The following is a 16,430-nucleotide window of genomic DNA, read 5'->3' as shown; positions in this document are numbered from 1 at the left end:
GGTTTCATGACAGCTTCCGAAGAAGAGGCGACAGGCTGCTTACGGTTGGTTCGTAGCTGGTCATGGTCGATCTGCTCCCTTTCCGGCCCGCAGAGTGTGGGCGGCTTCCGCTTCCAGGGTGGTGGTGCTGTCATCGGTGACGGTGGGGGTCACGGCGTTGACCGTGACCGGGCTGATCACGCGGATAGGCCAGGGGTCGCGCAGGGCAATGAGGCCGTGAACGTTGGCGAGGTGCCCAGCCTGGGTGTAGGTCAAGACGATCAGCGCGGCGGGTGCGTCCAGCAGCCGTGCGGTATCACCTAGCGCTTGGATGTCAGTCCGGCTCGGAGGGGAATCAGCGGGGTGGGTGTGCCACTCTCCGACGTAGCCCACCACCTGCAGATCCTGCGCCGGCATGGGGGCGGCGTTCAGCAGGGCCTGGGCCGGTTCGCGGCGGCGGAGATAGCTGCGGCTGTTGCTGCGCGGGTCAGGCACAGTCACGGTGCGGGTCACGACGACCAGATCAGGAGTGCGGAAGCCGAGCAGGATGCCGCCGGTCTCCATCGGGAGTGCGGCAGCTCCTGCCGTGGCCGCCTCGTGCAGTGCGGTGCGGGTGATAAGGATGCCAAAGCGGGAGTCAGGCATCAGCTGCCCCGGCGAGGTGAAGCTGGCGTTGTTCGCCGGCGCTGGTGGTCGTGGCGTTCAGCAGGACGGCGAGGCCGTGACGGGTGGCCATGGCTGCTGCTTCCCAGACTGCGGCGGGGGGTGTCGTGCTGACCGGGCTTCCGCATCCAGCTTCGTAGACAGCAGGAGCTAATGGAGGAAGGTCCGGCGCAGGTAGCACCTCGGTCCCCGCGGGCAGCGGGTGCCGGTCGACGCGGATGGCGTACCCATCGGCTAGGACGGCCACCGACACAAGGTGACCGGCTCCAGCTTTCGAGGCCAGAGTCAGAACGGCGGTGGCGGTAGAATCCGCGGTGGCATCGAGGACCAGGTCCGCTGTGGTGAGGACCCGCAGTGCCGCGCTTGCTGTCGCGACTTCGCCGTCCTCGACGGTCACCGCGCCACCGTGCGGCCGCGCAGCCCGTAGCGCGGTAGCCACAGCGTGGACCTTGCGTTGTCCGATGGCCTGCTCGCCGATCAGGTGCCGAGTGGTGTTGCCTGGCAAGACGATGTCGGCGTCGATGAGGTGAAGGTGCCCGACCCCGCTGCGGTGCAGTAGATCCGCAGCGACCGATCCGATAGCTCCCACTCCGACCACGGTCACCCTCTTCCCGCTCAGTCTGTCGGCTCCGGTGCCGGCGCGGATCCGGCGGGTGGCCAGGTCGTCAGGGGCGGTGCGCAGCGCCTTCAGCAGCAAGTTCCCGTCTGGTCCTTCGCTTACCTCCAACCCGAGTGCTGCTGAGACGCCTCGTCGGGTGTAGGTCATCAGAATCCGGGTCAGGCCGACCCTGCGGGCGCGGCTCAGGTGCTCAGCTCGGTCGACGCCGACCGCTGAGCACAGGTCGTCCCAGGTGCGCACCGGGCCGGTGAGCTCCCCCGCGTGTACGACCATGACGTCGGTACTGGTCCATCGGTGTCGACGAGTTCGTGACCCGCTGCGCTGCTGGCTGGCACGGTGCTGCAGGTGTAGGACGTCGTTGCGTTTGGCCTGGGCCCGCAGGACCACCAAGTCCAGGCCCTCCAGGGGGCCGTAGAGTAGGACACGGCGCTCCCCCGAGGCGGGAAGGTAGCGGTGCAGGTCGAGGGCGGGGGCGTCGTCGGGCCATCCCGCAGCGTCCTGGGCCAACCAGGCTCTCGCCTGCTCCAGCAGGGTACCTGTAGTGGCCCAGCGCAACCGCGTGCGGTCGGCGTCGTCAAACAGACACATCGCCAGATCCGAGTCGCGGTGCCAACCCCGACCCGCGTCGTAGTAGTCCGCCCCGAAGGTGTGTCCGCTCACCTCCTCACCCCAGACTCGGAGAGCCGGAGTGACCTTGGGTGGAGTGAACGGGAAGCCCTCGAGGATGGCGACGGTGACGAGGGTGCGCAGTTCTGGCCGATCGGCGCCGATCGGACGAAAGGTCAGCACCCCGTACCAGCCCTCGCCGGTGTCGACCACGTCGTCGTCGCGATGAAACCCCGCCCGCGCCAGGACGTCGACGAGGGCGTCGCGGGCGTCTGCTCGGGTCAGGCGCAGGGATTCCTCGGGCGTGACCTGTGGCTGGTGCTCCTCATTGAGAGGGCCAGCGTGGGGGGCGCTCACCCGAAGCGGCGGTCGGAGGGAACGACCCGGTCTCCGGCGGTGACGGAGGTAAACCGCTTCGTCGTTCCGTCGGGGTTGCAGGTCGCGGGCAGGGGGAAAACGAAGTCGGTGTCGCCGACGTCGTCGAAAGCTTTGCCCAGCAGATCGCGGAAGGTTTTCGCAGCCAGGCAGGTGTCGGTACTGGTCAGGGCGGCCTCGGCCTGGGCGGCCGCGTCGAGGAACGCGGTGGCCAGGTCCTGCTTGTCCTGATCGGAACCGCGGACCAAGATTTTCTCTCCGGGCAGGGTGGGGTCGTCGAGTCCCAGGCCGCGGTTGAAGGCGTTGAACAGGATGTTGCCGGTCTGTCGCAGGGCGCTGGCGTAGAAGTGGGCGGGGGTCGGGCCGTCGACGTGTCCGGAGTTGAAGGCGTGCAGGGCGGCGATCTCGACGGTGAGGCCGCCGGGCTTGCGCTTGCCGAGCAGAGTGCGGCGGGTCTGGCGCAGCAGTTTGATCGTGGGGACGTAGTGCTTGTCGAAGTGGTTGGCGTCGTTCAGTTCGGTCGTCAGCTCGCCCAGACGCTCCGGGTTGGTGGCCTGCCAGCCCTGCTCGTCGTCCTTCTCCTCGCGCATGGGTAGCTGCCACGCCTTGAGCCCCTCAGATGTGGTCCAGGGGCGGGCGGGGACGGCATCGACGTACAAGCCGTCGTACTCGGGGAAGCTCACCTGCAGGCTGCGGGCCTGCCGGTGCACCCGCACGACCCCGTCGACGGTCGGGAACGCTGCCCGGAGGACGGTCTCGAACGCTGCCAGCACCGTGCCCGGCAGGACGTCCTCATCCAGGTCCTTGAGGCGGCAGAAGACGTCGACGTCCTTCATGCGGCGGATACCGACCTGTCGGCCGTAGCTGCCGATGAGGATCGGCGTGAGACCCCAGCCGGCGATGGTGCCATCGGCGCGCAGGGCGTCACTGACCGCCTTGTGGGCCTTCGGGGCGTTGTTCTTGTCTGCTTTCGTCGGTTCGATGTTGCTCAGAGCGCTCTCGAACTGGGTGGTGAGCTCTGGCATCGTTCGTCTCCTGCGTGGTCCTCGTCGAGCACGGGCGGCGGGTCGAAGGCAGCCCATCATCTGCCCCCGACGGGAGGCCGACTCTAGCACCTCTACCGTGCAAAACGTATCTTATGCACGGTAGACGACCAGACCTGCGGCCTATCGCCAGCCGACTGCGAGCAAGAGATGACCCCCGCCCGGCCGGAGGGTGGCCCTTCGCATGGCCAATAGCGATGGAGCCGGACGCGCTGATGGCCAGGTGGGGTCTTCGCCGTCCATCACCTGTCCACCCCTGGCGCTCGTGAGCTTGAGACGGCCATCGAGCAGCTGGAGGAGCTGTACGCCCAGGTGCCGGCGCTCTCCTGCCTGGGCCTGTGCGAGGCCTCCTGCGGTGAGCACATCGACGCCTCTACCGCCGAATGCCGCCGCCTGCTGAACGCCGGGGTCGACCTGGACGACCCGTTGGTGGAGCTCACCCCGCAGCGGGCGTCGCTGGAGCAGACGGTGGTGCAATTGACCGCCGCCGCCACCGACTTCCCGCGAAATGGTTACTGTGCTGGAAGAATTGACGGCCAACTAACTATCTGGGCTCCTATTGGTTAGCGCTGATCGCGCAAAGGGGAGGGCTCTCGCGCTAGCGAGGAACCCTCCCCTTCTCAGTCAGAAGACATCACGTGTCTGCGATAGACAACACGATAATTCGAGTGTCCTCCTTACCTTGCCTCCGCCCGAAAATATGCAAGGCAGACTCGCTGAGGAGCGGAAATTCTTGATTATCCAACTCCTCTCTCTTTTCGAGCAGGAGCGAATCCAGCTGATCGATGGTCAGTTCCGCGCATGGCCCGAAGGACAACAGGAAGCTGCGGACACCCCGACGCGCCAACTTTCGACCATCCTCGCGCGTGAGCGGTCGGTTCCGCTTGCGCCGGATCCCATCGACGGTCAGGAATCTGGGCAGCTCCTGACCTACCTGCGCCTTCAAGTCCGGGTCATTGACTAGCGGCTCCATGACTGCTCTCACCTCAGTGGGTAATTGTAGTGGCTTGTCTGAAGAACCTCACCCTTGTTGTTGTAGTAGTCGACGTGAGCGTGCGGCAGCTTTCCCTTGCCGCAATCTTGAGGCCGGTAGACGCAGCGCGGCCCACCGTTCGCAGCCTCCCGCCTCGCTCCCTGCTCTGCCACCTCCTTCGACGGTGACATGGGACGAGTCACGGAACGGTAGGAGAACGCCTTCTTGATGCCCTTAGCTGCCCTACCTGCGGCGGGGGCGACCCGAGCAACCGCGGGCGCAGCTCGAGCTGCGAGGAGTAGCCCAGCAGCAACCGCCGGAACAATGGCTCCCGTCGGGTCAGCGAACGACTCGGGAGCTCCAACGGCGTACAGGTATGCGTACGGGTCCTGTCCGGTGGGATCTTGCTGGGTGAACCGGCCCTGAGCGGGGTCGTAGTACCGGACACCCAGCTTGATCAGGCCGGTCGCGGTGTCGGTGTAGCCGCCGGCGTAGCGGTAGGGCTGGCTAGCGCCGGTGGCCTCGTTCGCGGTCAGGGTGGTGCCGTAGGCGGAGTAGCTGTAGCTGTTGGCCAGGGTGCCGTCGGCCTTGACCATGGCCCGCACCGAGCCGACGTTGTCGGTGAAAGGGTAGTACTCCGTCGCCGAGGTCGCCGACGTTCCGATGCGCACGGCGATGAGGCCGCCGCTGGGGTCGCGGACCGTCCAGGTGGACTGGGCGCTGGGCCCGGTGCCGGTCGTGGACCAGGCCGGGGCCGGGGACAGCGGGGAGACGGCGAAGGAGGTCGCGCCGGCGCCGGATCCTGAGCGGATCCGTTCGCCGTTGCCGCCGTCGCCGGCGGCGTAGGCCTGGGCGATCGCGGCCCCACCAGCGGGGGTGAAGGAGCTGGCACCTTCCTGGGCGTTGTAGGCCGTGGCCAGACCGATCTGGGACTTGGCGCTGGTCTGGTTGCCGTTGCCGTCATAGGTGAACCCGGTCCCGGCCAGGGCGGCGCCGGTGGGGGTCACGCCGGTGGCGGCGGTGAGCTCGTTGCCGCCGTTGTAGGTGAACGTCGCTGCCGCGGTCCCGCTCGAGCACGTCGTGGAGGTGCTGTTCAAGTACTTGGTGCGGTTGCCGGCGCCGTCGTAGCAGAAGCCTTCGTAGCGGGTGACCGCTCCACCGGCCGTCGGGGCGGTGGAGGCGGCGGTGAGCCGGTCCAGCCCGTCGTGGCTGTAGGTGGTCTTGGCCGCCGCGATCGCGTCGGTGACTGAGGACACCAGGGAGGTGTCCTTGTTTGGGTTGTTCGGCTGGGACGGGGCGTTGGTGTCGGTCCACGTGTACGCCAGGTCCAAGCGGGTGGTGGCGGTCCCGCCGCTGGTGCGGGTGGTGCCCACGGTCCGCTGGATGCGGCCGGAGTCGTCCAACGTGGCGGCCAGAGTCTGCCCGCCGGGGTAGCGGGTAGAGGTGCGGCGTCCGTCGTCGTCGAGGCCGAACAGGACGCACTTCGTCGACGCCGCGCCCGGGGACGCGAGAGTCTGTCCGGTGCAGGACCCGCCGGGCAAGGCCAGGCTGGTCAGCTGGTCGGCAGCGTTGTAACCGTAATTGACGGTGCCGCCGGCGTCGACGTACTGGATCAGGTTTCCGGCGGAGTCGTAGTCGAGGTTGGTCGTGGCTTCGGGGGCGACGGTGGCGCGCAGCCGTCCGAGGTCGTCCTTGGCGTAGTCGACGTGCCGGTCGGCCGTGCTGGAGTTGGCGGGGTATTCATCGATCGCGCGCAGCCAGCCGTTGCCGGACTCGTCACCGAAGTAATGCGAGACGACCCGCCCGTCCTGGTACAGGGTGTAGGTGAGGCGGTCGGCGGAGTCGTACCCGTAAAACGTGGTCTGCCCACGCCCGTCAGTGGTGCTGGTCAGCCGGGACAGGTCGTCGTACTCAAAGGTTTGCTGCTGCTGCGCCGACGGCGTCCCCGGCAACAGGGTGACCAGCTCACCCTTGGCGTTGTAGCGGTAGGCGACGCGGTGGGCAGTGGTGGCCGCGGCGGTGGAGCCCTTGACGTAGGCGCCGTCGCGGGTCTCGCACAGCACCCCGGCCTTGGTCGCGGTCACGGCGTTGTTCACGGTCGGGCCGCAGTTGACGGTGCCGCCGTAGTCGGGGTCGGTGTTGCCTTGGTACAGGTTCTTGGTGGTCACGCCGCCGGAGGTGACGCTGGTCTGGTTGCCGGCGTTGTCGTAGGCGTAGTTGGTGGTGTTGCCGCGGGCGTCGGTGGAGCTGGTGACGTCGTACAGGCGGGCGCCGGTGCCGTAGGTGTTGGCGATTCCGGCACCGGTGGGCAACCGCGAGGAAGTGAGGTTCCAGGTGGCGGCCGAGGCTGCGGCCCCGGTCCCGCCGGAGAACTCGTTCACCGACTTCTGAGTCGTCGTCCCGCCAGCGGCACCGGGCGTAGCGCCGGTGGAGGTCTCGCCGTCGTCGTTGGCGGTGAAGGTGTCTAGCACCTTCTTGCCCAGAGCGTTGGTGTGGGCGCCGACGCGGCCACGGCCGTCGGAAGTGTACTCACTGGCGTGGCCGTTGGGGTCGGTGACCGTGGTCTTGGTCAGCGCCTGCCCGGTGGCGCGGTCGAAGGTGCCGTAGACGAACGTCCACGTCGGGTTCTGCCCGTTGTTGGCGATCCGCTTCAACGTCAGCACCCGGCCGGTGGAGTCGTAGGTCAGCTCGGTGCGCTGTCCTTCGGGCACCACGATGGCGGTGACCCGGTCGGAGGCGTCGTACTCGTACGACGTCGTCCCGCCAGCGGAGTTGGTCTCCGAGGCCAGCTGGTTGTTCGCGACGGTGGTGGACGGTTCGCGGTTGGTGACGTCGGTGACCCAGGAGTCCCAGTACCCGAAGTTCGTCAGGGTCAGGTCCCGGCCGCGGGTGTCAGTGACCTTGCGCAGGATCAGCCGGTCGTTGTACGGCAGCCGGGCCGAGGCGTCGTAGGTGAACGTGATCGTGTTGCCGTTGCGGTCGGTCACCGTGGACAACCCGTAGGAGGGGTCGGCGCTGGTGCCGATGTTGAGGAACTTTTGCGCGACCTTGGACTGGCGTTCGGTGAGGGTGAACGTCCCGTCAGCGTTGGCGACCAGGTCCGCGTCCAGGCCGGTCGGGCGGATCCAGGAGCCGTCCAGGGCCTTGTAGTAGGTCCACGCCGCGCCGGTGGCGTCGGTGTAGAACATCGACCCGGTATAGGGCTGAAGCGACACCCCGGACAAGGAGTTGCGCCAGCGGGCGCCGTTGGTGCCCAGCGCGGCCGTTCCGAGGCTATTGGAGGTGTGCGCCAGGTTCAGGTCCAGCCCGACCCCGGCGATGCTCAGCTGCTGCGTGGTGACCATCGCGTTGCCGGTGGCCGGGTTCACGCTGACGCTGGTCGCATCCGAGAGGTCCTCGGTGATGACCTCGTTGGCCTTGCGGTCCCCGCCGCGGGGGTTCCACTCAATCAGCAGGCTGGCGTCGTCGGGCTTGGTGAGGTTGACCGGCGCGCCGCCAGAGGCGGCGGCGGTCTTCTCCAGCTCGAACCCGGTGTAGTTGGCGGTAGTGCCCTCAGACCAGCGCTGCACGGCGTCGGCGACGTCGAAGGACAGCTCCCCTGCCGTAGCGGTGTTGATGGAGGCGCGGGCGATGGCCGCACCGCGGTCCCCGCCGGCGCTGGCCCAGGCGGTCGAGCCGTCGCGGGTGTTCCACGTCGCCCCAGCCGCGAAGCCGGCGGTGAGTTCCTTGGCGTCGACGCTGGTGGTGCCGCCCCCGGCGACGGCGGCGGTCTTGACCCGCAGCTTGGCCTGGGCGATCTGCGCGTCGGCGGGGATGACGTCCAGCAGGGTCGGGAAGCGCAGCAGACCGCGCTGCTGCGCGCCGGTCGAGGAGTTCCAGGACAGCGGGATCTGCGAGCCGTTGCTGCACGAGGTGGTCGTGGCCGCACTCGAGGAGATGCCGCAGCCCAGGATGGAGGCCGGGTACTGGATGGTGGGGTCGATGACCACCGGCCAGGCCCGGTCCGCGGCCTTCAGCCAGGAGGCGTCCGGGGTGACGGTCAGCGTCGTCTGGCCCACCCCGTCAGCACCGACCGCGCCGGGGGTGAGGGTGACATCGATGTTGTCCGAGTGCGCGCCCTTGGCGTCGTCCATGAACGGCGCTGGCAGGGTGAAGACGGTGGCGCCCTTGGCGTTGGTCACCGTGACCGTGTCGTCTGCCTCGGTCAGCTTCAGACCGGGTCCGGTCTTGACCGTGTAGGACAGCGCCCCAGCAGCCAGGGCGGCGGCGTTCGGGGAGTCCAGGGTGATGGTCTCCTTCACCCCCGAACCCTGCGCCTGCAGCGCGACGTCGGTTCCGGGCAGCACGTCGGCGTAGGCGACGGTGGCCCCGTCGACCTCACCCGCCACCGGTGCGACGTCGGGGGCCTCACCCGCGGCCGTGGCGACGGTGGCAGCGGCGAGGGTACGCGCCGTGCCCGTGGCCGAGGAGGCGCTCTTCGAGGCCGCCGGAGCCGCAGCGGGAGCGGTGGCGGGGTTCAGTTGCAGGGACACCCACTGCCCGGCGTTGGCCCCGTCGGTCAGCGTGACCGGCGCAGTCAGGTCCTTCGGCAGCGTCGCGTCGTACCCGGCGGCGGAGTTCGCCCACCCGGTGTCCGCTCCTCCACCAGCCGGCCCCCCGGCCTTCTGGTCAGCCGGGATGAGGGTGTTGTCCACCGGCTGCCAGGCCCCGGCGTCATCGCGGAAGTTCACTGCCTGCGGCGACAGCTGCGTCGTCCGCGTCCCCGTCGCCGGGTCCACCGTGGTCGTCGAGTTCGCCGTCCGCGCGGCCACGTCCTCGCCGGGCTCCGCGTCCGGTGCGGGCTGGGCCTTCGCGGTCTTCTCCGCCGCGGCCTTGGCTGCGTCTGACAACCCTGCGTAGTCGCCGTTGGTGGGCTTGACTGGCTTCGGTCGTCCCGCCTGGAGGGCCGCGGCAGCACTGGCCGCCGCGCTCCCGGCCGCCTCGGTGGCCGTGGGCGTAGCTGCCGGAGCCGCCGCAGCGGGCAGCGCGAACGCCACGGCCACCCCCGCGGCGACGGTGGCCGCGACACCGGCGGACAGCACCCGCGACGGAGCGCGACGCGGCGAGCTCGCGGTCTCCTTCTCGAACGCCGATCCAGAAAATGGCGACGATTCGACGCTCAAGTCGGCTGCGGCAGCGGCCGAAGTGTTCATCAGCTGCTCACTCAGCTGCTCGTTCAGCTGATTGTCTCGCCCGGCGCTGCCCCGCCCGGTTCGAGACGCGCGGCGCAGGCGGCCGCGTTCTGGTGTTGCCATGAGGTGTTCCCCCCTCGCGCACCCGAACCGGTCGCTGCCCCGCGAACCTCGAAGTTCGGGTGACTCACAGCTGTGGACTCTGCCGCACACAGCACCGTCACGGATAGCAACCGATCGGGTGACCGCCGTGACAAGTCTCACGCCTTAAACATGTAACGCTGCGTAGTACTTCGGCGATGGTGTCACCCACATGGGTGCCTCCCCTCTCGCCCCTGCCCCCCCTTCGAGGGGGCACGCCGAGCGGCGTGCCCCCTCAAAGGACGGGGCCTGGGCGAGTCATCTCCTACGGCCGTTCGGTGACGCCGCCTCACACATACCCCGGCAGCCTTCATCCGCACCACGGCCGGCGGAGTTTCGGCAGCAGCAGCGTCAGCACTGCGGGCGGCGCCGCCCGGCTGGTCCTCGCCGGCGTCTTGGCGCTGGTGCTGATGGGTGCCGTGGGCACGGCGCTGGGGCGGTCCGGGGTTGGCTCATCTGGCGGCCCGGAACGACTGCCTCGGCTGAGGCGTCGTGGCGCCAGGCCCCATGCGCGGCCGCCCGCCTGGACCTCAGCACCTGGCAGGAGACCACCGCGGGATCGGCCCGACCCGCTACGTCCCGCCGTCCTGCACCCGCGACGCGAAAGGGTGGGGCGCAGCCAGCCCGGCGGCGCCCCACCCTTTCGTTCAGGAGTGCTTCGTCAACGACCGCTCACCGCAGGCACCCCTTGCGCGCGGGGTCTGCTGCTCGCCTCCTCAGTTGTACGTGCCGTCGTCAGTCAGTCGCTCGTGCAGGCGCACACTCAGCTCCCGGGCCGTGTTGCCTAGGCGCTCGCCGGCATAGACCCCCGACAGCTCGTCCAGCAGCTGCATCACCACCTGGGCCTCGGCCTCGCTGAGGATCCGCAGACGAACGGAGTGCTGCTGGGCCGCCTTCTCCGCGTCCAGCTTGCGCCACAACGCCGCGTCGACGATGTCTCGGGACACCGGCCGGCCGGCGGGGTCCTTGACCGTGGTCGTCAGCCGTGCCGGCTCGACTGCGGGCGCGGGTGCGAGCAGGCCGACGACTTCCTGGGGCACCATGAACCCCGCCGTGCGCTGGTAGGAGCGCACCGTCGGGTCGTAGACCGGCTGGAGCAGGTCCGCGGCGTCCTCGGGCAGGTCGCCGCTGTCCCGGAAGGATCGGACGATCCGGTTGACCGGGCGGGTGAAGCCCTTCAGCGACCGCGAGGCCGGGTAGCCGGCCAGGTCGTAGACCTCAGCCCGGGCGATGAAGCCGCCCTGCTCGATGGCGCGGTTGATGACCTGAACCTGGATGCCGGCTCCTGCGACCGCCAGCTCGGTGAGCAGCTGGCGTGTGACCTCGAGGGTCCAGCCCGTCGTCTCGGACTCGACCTCCCCCTCGGACGTGAGCATCGGCCTACGAGCCTGGGCCTCCAGACTCAAGGCGCTCTTGTGCAGCTGAGCCCGCAGCTCTTCGGACCAGTCGGTGACGTCGGTGGTGTGCAGCAGACGTGGACCGAAGACCGACCCATTCGCATCGGGGTGATGCATCAGACATGCTCCTTTGTGGTGGTCCCGGCGCCGGACCGCGCCCGCGAAGTTGGGGCCGGCGCCGGGACTGCTGTTGCCGCTGTCTAGCGACACCACCAGCAGACACCCCAAACACCCTGGCGTCAACTGTACCCACTCAACACTGTTACACATCTACAGTTGGGGAGCGCTGTCGGGCGCCTCTCGCACCGGCCGCTGAGGGTGGCTCACCTGCTGGAGCTGCTGCCCCCCAGGGAGGGCGGGCGCTCCTGAAGACCCGGGCCACCGCTGTGCGCTACCAGGACTTCCTGGCCCACCTGCCGTCACCGCAGCCAGCCACATGGCCACGGGACCCGATCCACGACCCCCGGTCGACGACCTCCCGACGCTCGCGAGCGCAACCTCACGCGTCCTGGGCTGCTAGCCGGAAGCACCGCCGTCAGCGGCGTCGGTATCGGTATCGCAGTGTGGGTCATCGGCTTCAACGTCATCTAGTCCAGGTGAGAGTCCGGCTTCCCGACCTGGGCCGAGGTCCAGAACTGACGTCAAGCCGCCTTCCTCATCGGGTTCGTCATCTTGGCTGCGGTAACCATGTGCTCGGCCCGTTCTCCTTCGCCCAGCAATACCGCCGAATGCTGGAGAACCGTCGCGTCGACCGCGAGCGTGACAGGTTTGCCAGATGAAGTGGCCGATCAATCCACGCATGGGGTCTCTGACAACGAGTGAGCCCTCCAGCTCAAGTGCGGGGCTTGAAGTCGGTCTACAGCTCATCTGACCAGCCGCGGCGAAGCCGGCCTCACCGACGGCCGAGGTAGGTACTGTCCACGGATCGGGTTGTACGCCGGGCTGGGATGGTACGAGTGGTCGCAGAGTAGTTCGATGACCATCACTCGATTGGCGCAACCGTTCCTGCGCCCATCACCCTATTAGCTGAACAGTTCCTATCGTGTCGGACCCCACTGCGACAGTGACCCCCGTTAAACGGTGACAGGGTCAAGGTGCGAGGTGACGATGGACGACAGCAACGGCGACGGTATCGCCCAACCTACTGCGGAGAGCCAGGACAGTCCTCCTGCGGTGACGAGGAGAAGGCGCGGACGTGTCTCCCTGTCTTGTGCGGTATGCACGACTGCTTTCACCGTTGATGCCTACCGAGCGGAAACCGCGAAGTTCTGCTCACGGGCCTGCCAGGGCCTTGCGCGACGTGCCCCGGTCGCACCCTGCGACACCTGCGGGACACCGGTACCTCGTCCCCCGGCTGATCCTGACCGACGGTTCTGCTCGATGGCCTGCCGAGATGCCAACCGGCGTGTCACCGTAACCTGCCAACAGTGCGGCGTCGGGTTCAGCCGCAAGGCCAGCGAGGCCGAGAAGCGACTGTTCTGTTCGCGGACGTGCATGCAGGCAGCCTGGCGGTGCCGGTGGTGCGCTCGACTCGTCTCGGCCCGACGCCGGCAGGACCGTCCTCAAGCTGGGATGGGTCGGTTGTTCTGCTCTGACCGTTGTGAGGTGAGTGCTGCGCTCCACGAGGAGGCGGAGGTCACTGGCTACCGACGCGCCTACTGCTCTGCGTGCCAGCGGGTGAAGGCGGCCGAAGACTTCCATCACGAACAGGCCAACCGCAACGGGCTGTCAGGGCGGTGCAAGGACTGCACGCGGCTCAAGTACGAAGGGACCAAGGAGGCGTATCAGCGACGGCGCTACCGCTACCAGGCTGGCCCCGGTGGCCGGGTCCTGCCCTTCACCGCCCAGCAGCAGGAGGAACGATTCTCCCTGTGGGAAGGCCGGTGCTGGAAGTGCGGCATCGCCGAGGCCACCGAAGCCGACCACGTCAAGCCGATCAGCAAAGGCGGCTGGCACTGCCTGGCAAACCTGCGGCCCATCTGCCACAGCTGCAACGCCCGCAAACGCGAGACCTGGCCGCTAGCCGGCGAGTGGCTAGCGGCCAACTTCATCCACCCGAACCCGGCACCGGGATCCGATCGCCTGAACCGGCGGCCTCGCGAACCCCGGATGGAGCACACCTGCCCACAGTGCGGTAAAACTCAACTGCTTCGCGCCTGCGAGGCACGAATCAAGAAATACTGCTCCCGCGCGTGCATGAAGACAGCGAAGCAGGGTGGCCGACTGACCCTGATTTGCGAGCACTGCCGGGAGGAGTTCGAGGTTCGCGATCAGACGTGGGCACGAGAACGACGATTCTGCTCTCGATCGTGCGCCTATCAAGGGAACCGTCGCAGGCAGGCGTAACATAACCGGACTGTCTGTCCGTCGGCCACTGAATCCGCAGGGGCGGCAAGGTTGTAAGGCGGCGCGTCTCGTAGGTGCGCCCAATGATTGGTAGTGTTCACGTCATGGGACCGGACGACCTCGCGGAACTCGACCGCCTTCTTGACCTCTTTCAGGAGTGGCGCAAGCGGATCACCCTTCCCCGACTGGGCTACAACACCCCACGCCCAGGAGGCGCCCTCCTGACCGACCAGCCGCTGCCAAACGGTGACCTGCCGTGCACGCTGGCATGGCGTGCAATGGCCGGCGGGTGCGAACACCTGGCGTTCATCGCGGAATACTCACGCGCTAACGACCTCGAGGTCCGCCCCAAGCCCTTCGCCGTCCTTGCCCGGGCTGCCCTACTGGGAGCAGCCAAGGCCGCCTATCTCCTCGAACCTGACTCGGCACAGGAACGGCGCCATCGGTCACTCAAACTGTTTACCTCAGAAGTGAGCAACACCGAGAAGGTTCTCTCAGACATCAACCTTCTCCCAGCGTCGGAACGGCCTGACGACTATCTCCGGGCCGACCGGGAAATGCGGCAACTCATCGACGCATCAAAACGAGCGCTGGTCGCTGAAGGTTTCAAGGAGCGCACGCGCATCGACGAGACGCCCTTGCTCCTGACCGTCAGTCACCTCCTTGACATCGGCAAGGGAGACCCTGCCGCCGGTGTCATGACCTCTTGGCGGTACACCTCCGGTGTCGCCCACAGCATGTCGTGGCACTGGGACCTGCTCCCCGTGGACGAGGACCCGTCCCAGCAGTTGGCGTACACCATCGGTGCACCGGGAAGACTCATGGAGGAGGCATGGAAACTGTGGGAGTTGCGACGAGCTGAGTGAGGCTTGCTGTAGCCGCCGGCGGTTACTGACGAAACCTCACTCGACTACCAGCGCGCTTCAGCCTCAACGGTCCTCCTGCGGCAGAGTCCAGATGGGAACTTCCAGGGCACCCCAGTGCGTTCCGTGGCCGGTCGTAACGTCGGCTGGCGTTGGGCCATCAAACATCTGGATCGGGCAGCTACCACCCAGATGATGAGTGCGCCCGATCGTCCACAGTGCGTCGAGCAGGTCGGCCGCGACGATGACGAAGGCGAGCAGGCCGGCTGGGTCCACGGTGCGCAGCATCCGGTACCAGTGCTGCTGTTTCTCGGCGCCCTTGCCTCTGACCTTGTATTCCAGCGTCTCCAGGCTCGCTCCTCTGAGGAGGGGGACGTCCTCGGGGCCAGCGTCCCCGGCGAACGAGAAGCTGACGAGTTTGTGACCTGGCAGGGAGCTGAGCCCGTGTTTGGCGGAGTTGTAGCCGTTGGATGTGTCGAGATAGAAGTGGGCGAAGTGCCTCAACCACGACGCAACCCATGTCACCGTTCGAGAAACTTGTTCCACGCCCAGTTGTTGAGTGATCGCGGCCCGATCACCGAGGAAACAGAAGCCGATGCCTTCGTGGAGGTCGTCAACTCCAGAGGGTTCGATGATGCCTTGCAGACAGGTCTTGAAGCGGGGACCGCTTTGCAGTTGCGACAGGGCCAACCACGGGGAGCCACCCTGACGGGTGTCCAACAGAGCAAGATAGTGGCGCAGCAGCGACTCGCCCGCGTGGTGGGCAAGCATGAACGACTCCACGGTCAGGGCTGCCTTCTGCTGAGCAGGGTCGGCCGGCTCTTGCCCGAGAGACGAGCCTGGGAGGCGGTTCAAGACGTCACGAGTGAAGTCCCCGGTCGCTGACCCCGCGGGAAGCGATTCGTCACCGAACTGCATGAGAACTGATGCGCGGAGACGAAAGTGATCCGCGGGGGACGTCGAGAAGAACTCCTCGTTGAGTCTCCGAACGACCCGAGCCTCGTGATCACTCATGTTTTTTCCTTGTCGTCCTGGTCCACGGGTTTGAATAGGTCGTCCAGAGTGGTGCCCGCGTAGCGCGCCAGGCGCCGGGGAGTAGCCATCGCGCGCAACGACTCCACAGCAGCGGGGTGAGCTGCCTCCTTCAACTTGTCGTCCGTCAACTGGAAGCGGGAGACGTGCCGGGGGGAGTCCTCGTCCTCCACGTCGCGGGGATCGAAGGTCTGGGCGATGAGCCCGAACTCGACCAGCTCGTTCAAGGCGGTGTAGGTGTCGCTGGTGACCCCGTAGGTGCGGCGGAACCTAGGCGCGCAGCCCACACCGGTGCTTTCGTGCACGCCTGGGAAGCGCCAGGCGAGGTGACGGATCATGAAGTAGCTGGTGATCTCCGGTGGGGTCAGCACGTAGACCCAGCCGTTCGTCCAGAACTCGGCAGGGACACCGGGCCCCTGTCCAGGTTGAGGGGCGGTGTAGGGCACCGCCGAACCGTCCTCGGCAAGCAGCGTCCAGTCCTGCCACTGCGGCCGGCCATCACCGCGCCGGCGACTGACGTTCACCAGGTACTCAGCGTCCAGGCGCTCCAGTGCCCGCAGCATCCGTCGTCGTGCAGGGTCTTTGATCGCGGGGTCGGCAAGGAGGTGCGACCAGGACCCCGAGCCGTGGTTGACCATGTCGGACAGGTCCGGCTCGATGCCGGGCTCACTGCGGAAGCTGGCCAAGGCTAACGCCACCAACTCCAGCCGCTGCGCCCAGAGCCCACGGTGGGCCAAGCGAGCCAAGGGCGGGTGCGAGCGCACGTTGGCCTTGACGTGCTCGGCCAGCCGTCCCGGGTGCTGCTCGCTCCTGCTGGGCGATAGCTCCGGATCGGGCCCGTCATCCAGCTCCTCGGCAGGTAGGTCGGCCCAGATGAAGCCTGACCGCAAGATCACCTCCCCGTCACCCGACAGCTCACGCTCGCGCCGTAGCTGGTGGACGGCGCGGTTGATCACCGTCTTGCGTCGGGCGTCCTCCAGTTGGTCGATCCGGTCACGCCGGGCCTCGCGCTGCTTCGTGCCGGCCGCCTCGGTCCACGCCGTTCGCCGCACTCGATGCGGGTCTTCAGGGTCTTCACCGCCTACGTGCCGCACCGTCAAGACTGGACTCATCAGTCACCTCGTCGTTGGAGCGGCGTCGGTTGGAGCGGCCTATAGCAGCGCTATCGCTACGCGGAACGATGCTATAGGCCGCTCCGGCGTACGTCGAGGGCCGCTCCAGT

12 protein-coding genes are annotated in these 16,430 nt (G+C 67.5%); 5 read left to right on the top strand and 7 right to left on the bottom strand.

Annotated elements, in window-relative coordinates; all coding sequences use genetic code 11:
• Positions 1 to 60 precede the first annotated feature (60 nt).
• From BJ968_RS22870 to BJ968_RS22860, 3 genes are read right to left on the bottom strand one after another with little or no spacing between them, the layout of a single operon-like run.
• Complete coding sequence (locus BJ968_RS22870; protein WP_179755825.1) at positions 61 to 624, bottom strand: Mov34/MPN/PAD-1 family protein; 564 nt, start codon at positions 622 to 624, stop codon at positions 61 to 63.
• A complete protein-coding gene (locus BJ968_RS27075; protein ID WP_179755822.1) occupies positions 617 to 2,224 on the bottom strand; it encodes a ThiF family adenylyltransferase in 1,608 nt (535 codons plus the stop codon). Before BJ968_RS27075 ends, BJ968_RS22870 begins: the two co-directional genes overlap by 8 nt.
• Positions 2,221 to 3,267: a nucleotidyltransferase domain-containing protein gene (locus tag BJ968_RS22860; protein ID WP_179755819.1), complete on the bottom strand. Its 1,047-nt coding sequence runs from the start codon at positions 3,265 to 3,267 to the stop codon at positions 2,221 to 2,223. Before BJ968_RS22860 ends, BJ968_RS27075 begins: the two co-directional genes overlap by 4 nt.
• A 330-nt stretch (positions 3,268 to 3,597) precedes the next feature.
• Here BJ968_RS22860 and BJ968_RS22855 point away from each other — a divergent pair, with 330 nt between their 5' ends.
• On the top strand, positions 3,598 to 3,852 hold the full coding sequence (locus BJ968_RS22855; protein WP_179755816.1) for a hypothetical protein: 255 nt from the start codon (positions 3,598 to 3,600) through the stop codon (positions 3,850 to 3,852).
• 166 nt (positions 3,853 to 4,018) lie between these two features.
• Positions 4,019 to 4,249, top strand: a complete 231-nt coding sequence (locus tag BJ968_RS22850; protein WP_179755813.1) for a hypothetical protein — start codon at positions 4,019 to 4,021, stop codon at positions 4,247 to 4,249.
• Positions 4,250 to 4,266: 17 nt separating this feature from the next.
• On the opposite strand, the gene BJ968_RS22845 is transcribed toward BJ968_RS22850, so the two are convergent.
• A complete protein-coding gene (locus BJ968_RS22845; protein ID WP_179755810.1) occupies positions 4,267 to 9,147 on the bottom strand; it encodes an RHS repeat-associated core domain-containing protein in 4,881 nt (1,626 codons plus the stop codon).
• 25 nt (positions 9,148 to 9,172) lie between these two features.
• Here BJ968_RS22845 and BJ968_RS22840 point away from each other — a divergent pair, with 25 nt between their 5' ends.
• A complete protein-coding gene (locus BJ968_RS22840; RefSeq protein ID WP_179755807.1) occupies positions 9,173 to 9,481 on the top strand; it encodes a hypothetical protein in 309 nt (102 codons plus the stop codon).
• An 805-nt stretch (positions 9,482 to 10,286) separates the two neighbouring features.
• On the opposite strand, the gene BJ968_RS22835 is transcribed toward BJ968_RS22840, so the two are convergent.
• On the bottom strand, positions 10,287 to 11,084 hold the full coding sequence (locus tag BJ968_RS22835; protein WP_179755804.1) for a hypothetical protein: 798 nt from the start codon (positions 11,082 to 11,084) through the stop codon (positions 10,287 to 10,289).
• Positions 11,085 to 12,572: 1,488 nt separating this feature from the next.
• Between BJ968_RS22835 and BJ968_RS22830 the strand changes: the two genes are divergently transcribed.
• Together BJ968_RS22830 and BJ968_RS22825 are read left to right on the top strand one after the other, a co-directional pair.
• Positions 12,573 to 13,313 (top strand): HNH endonuclease, encoded by a 741-nt coding sequence (locus BJ968_RS22830; RefSeq protein WP_179755802.1) that lies wholly within the window; start codon positions 12,573 to 12,575, stop codon positions 13,311 to 13,313.
• A gap of 104 nt (positions 13,314 to 13,417) precedes the next feature.
• Positions 13,418 to 14,179: a hypothetical protein gene (locus tag BJ968_RS22825; RefSeq protein ID WP_179755797.1), complete on the top strand. Its 762-nt coding sequence runs from the start codon at positions 13,418 to 13,420 to the stop codon at positions 14,177 to 14,179.
• Positions 14,180 to 14,242: 63 nt separating this feature from the next.
• Here BJ968_RS22825 and BJ968_RS22820 read toward each other — a convergent pair whose 3' ends face one another.
• Both BJ968_RS22820 and BJ968_RS22815 read right to left on the bottom strand, forming a co-directional pair.
• The gene (locus BJ968_RS22820) at positions 14,243 to 14,959 is read right to left on the bottom strand and encodes a hypothetical protein (protein WP_179755794.1); all 717 of its coding nucleotides are present in this window, start codon (positions 14,957 to 14,959) and stop codon (positions 14,243 to 14,245) included.
• A 227-nt stretch (positions 14,960 to 15,186) separates the two neighbouring features.
• Positions 15,187 to 16,320 carry a hypothetical protein gene (locus BJ968_RS22815; RefSeq protein WP_179755791.1) on the bottom strand — a complete coding sequence of 378 codons (1,134 nt, stop codon included), beginning with the start codon at positions 16,318 to 16,320 and terminating at the stop codon, positions 15,187 to 15,189.
• Positions 16,321 to 16,430: the final 110 nt, after the last annotated feature.

This window comes from Kineococcus aurantiacus (assembly GCF_013409345.1).
Lineage (GTDB): Bacteria > Actinomycetota > Actinomycetes > Actinomycetales > Kineococcaceae > Kineococcus > Kineococcus aurantiacus.
The sequence above is the reverse complement of the archived record's forward strand: the minus strand, read 5'-3'. Positions and strand labels throughout refer to the sequence as shown.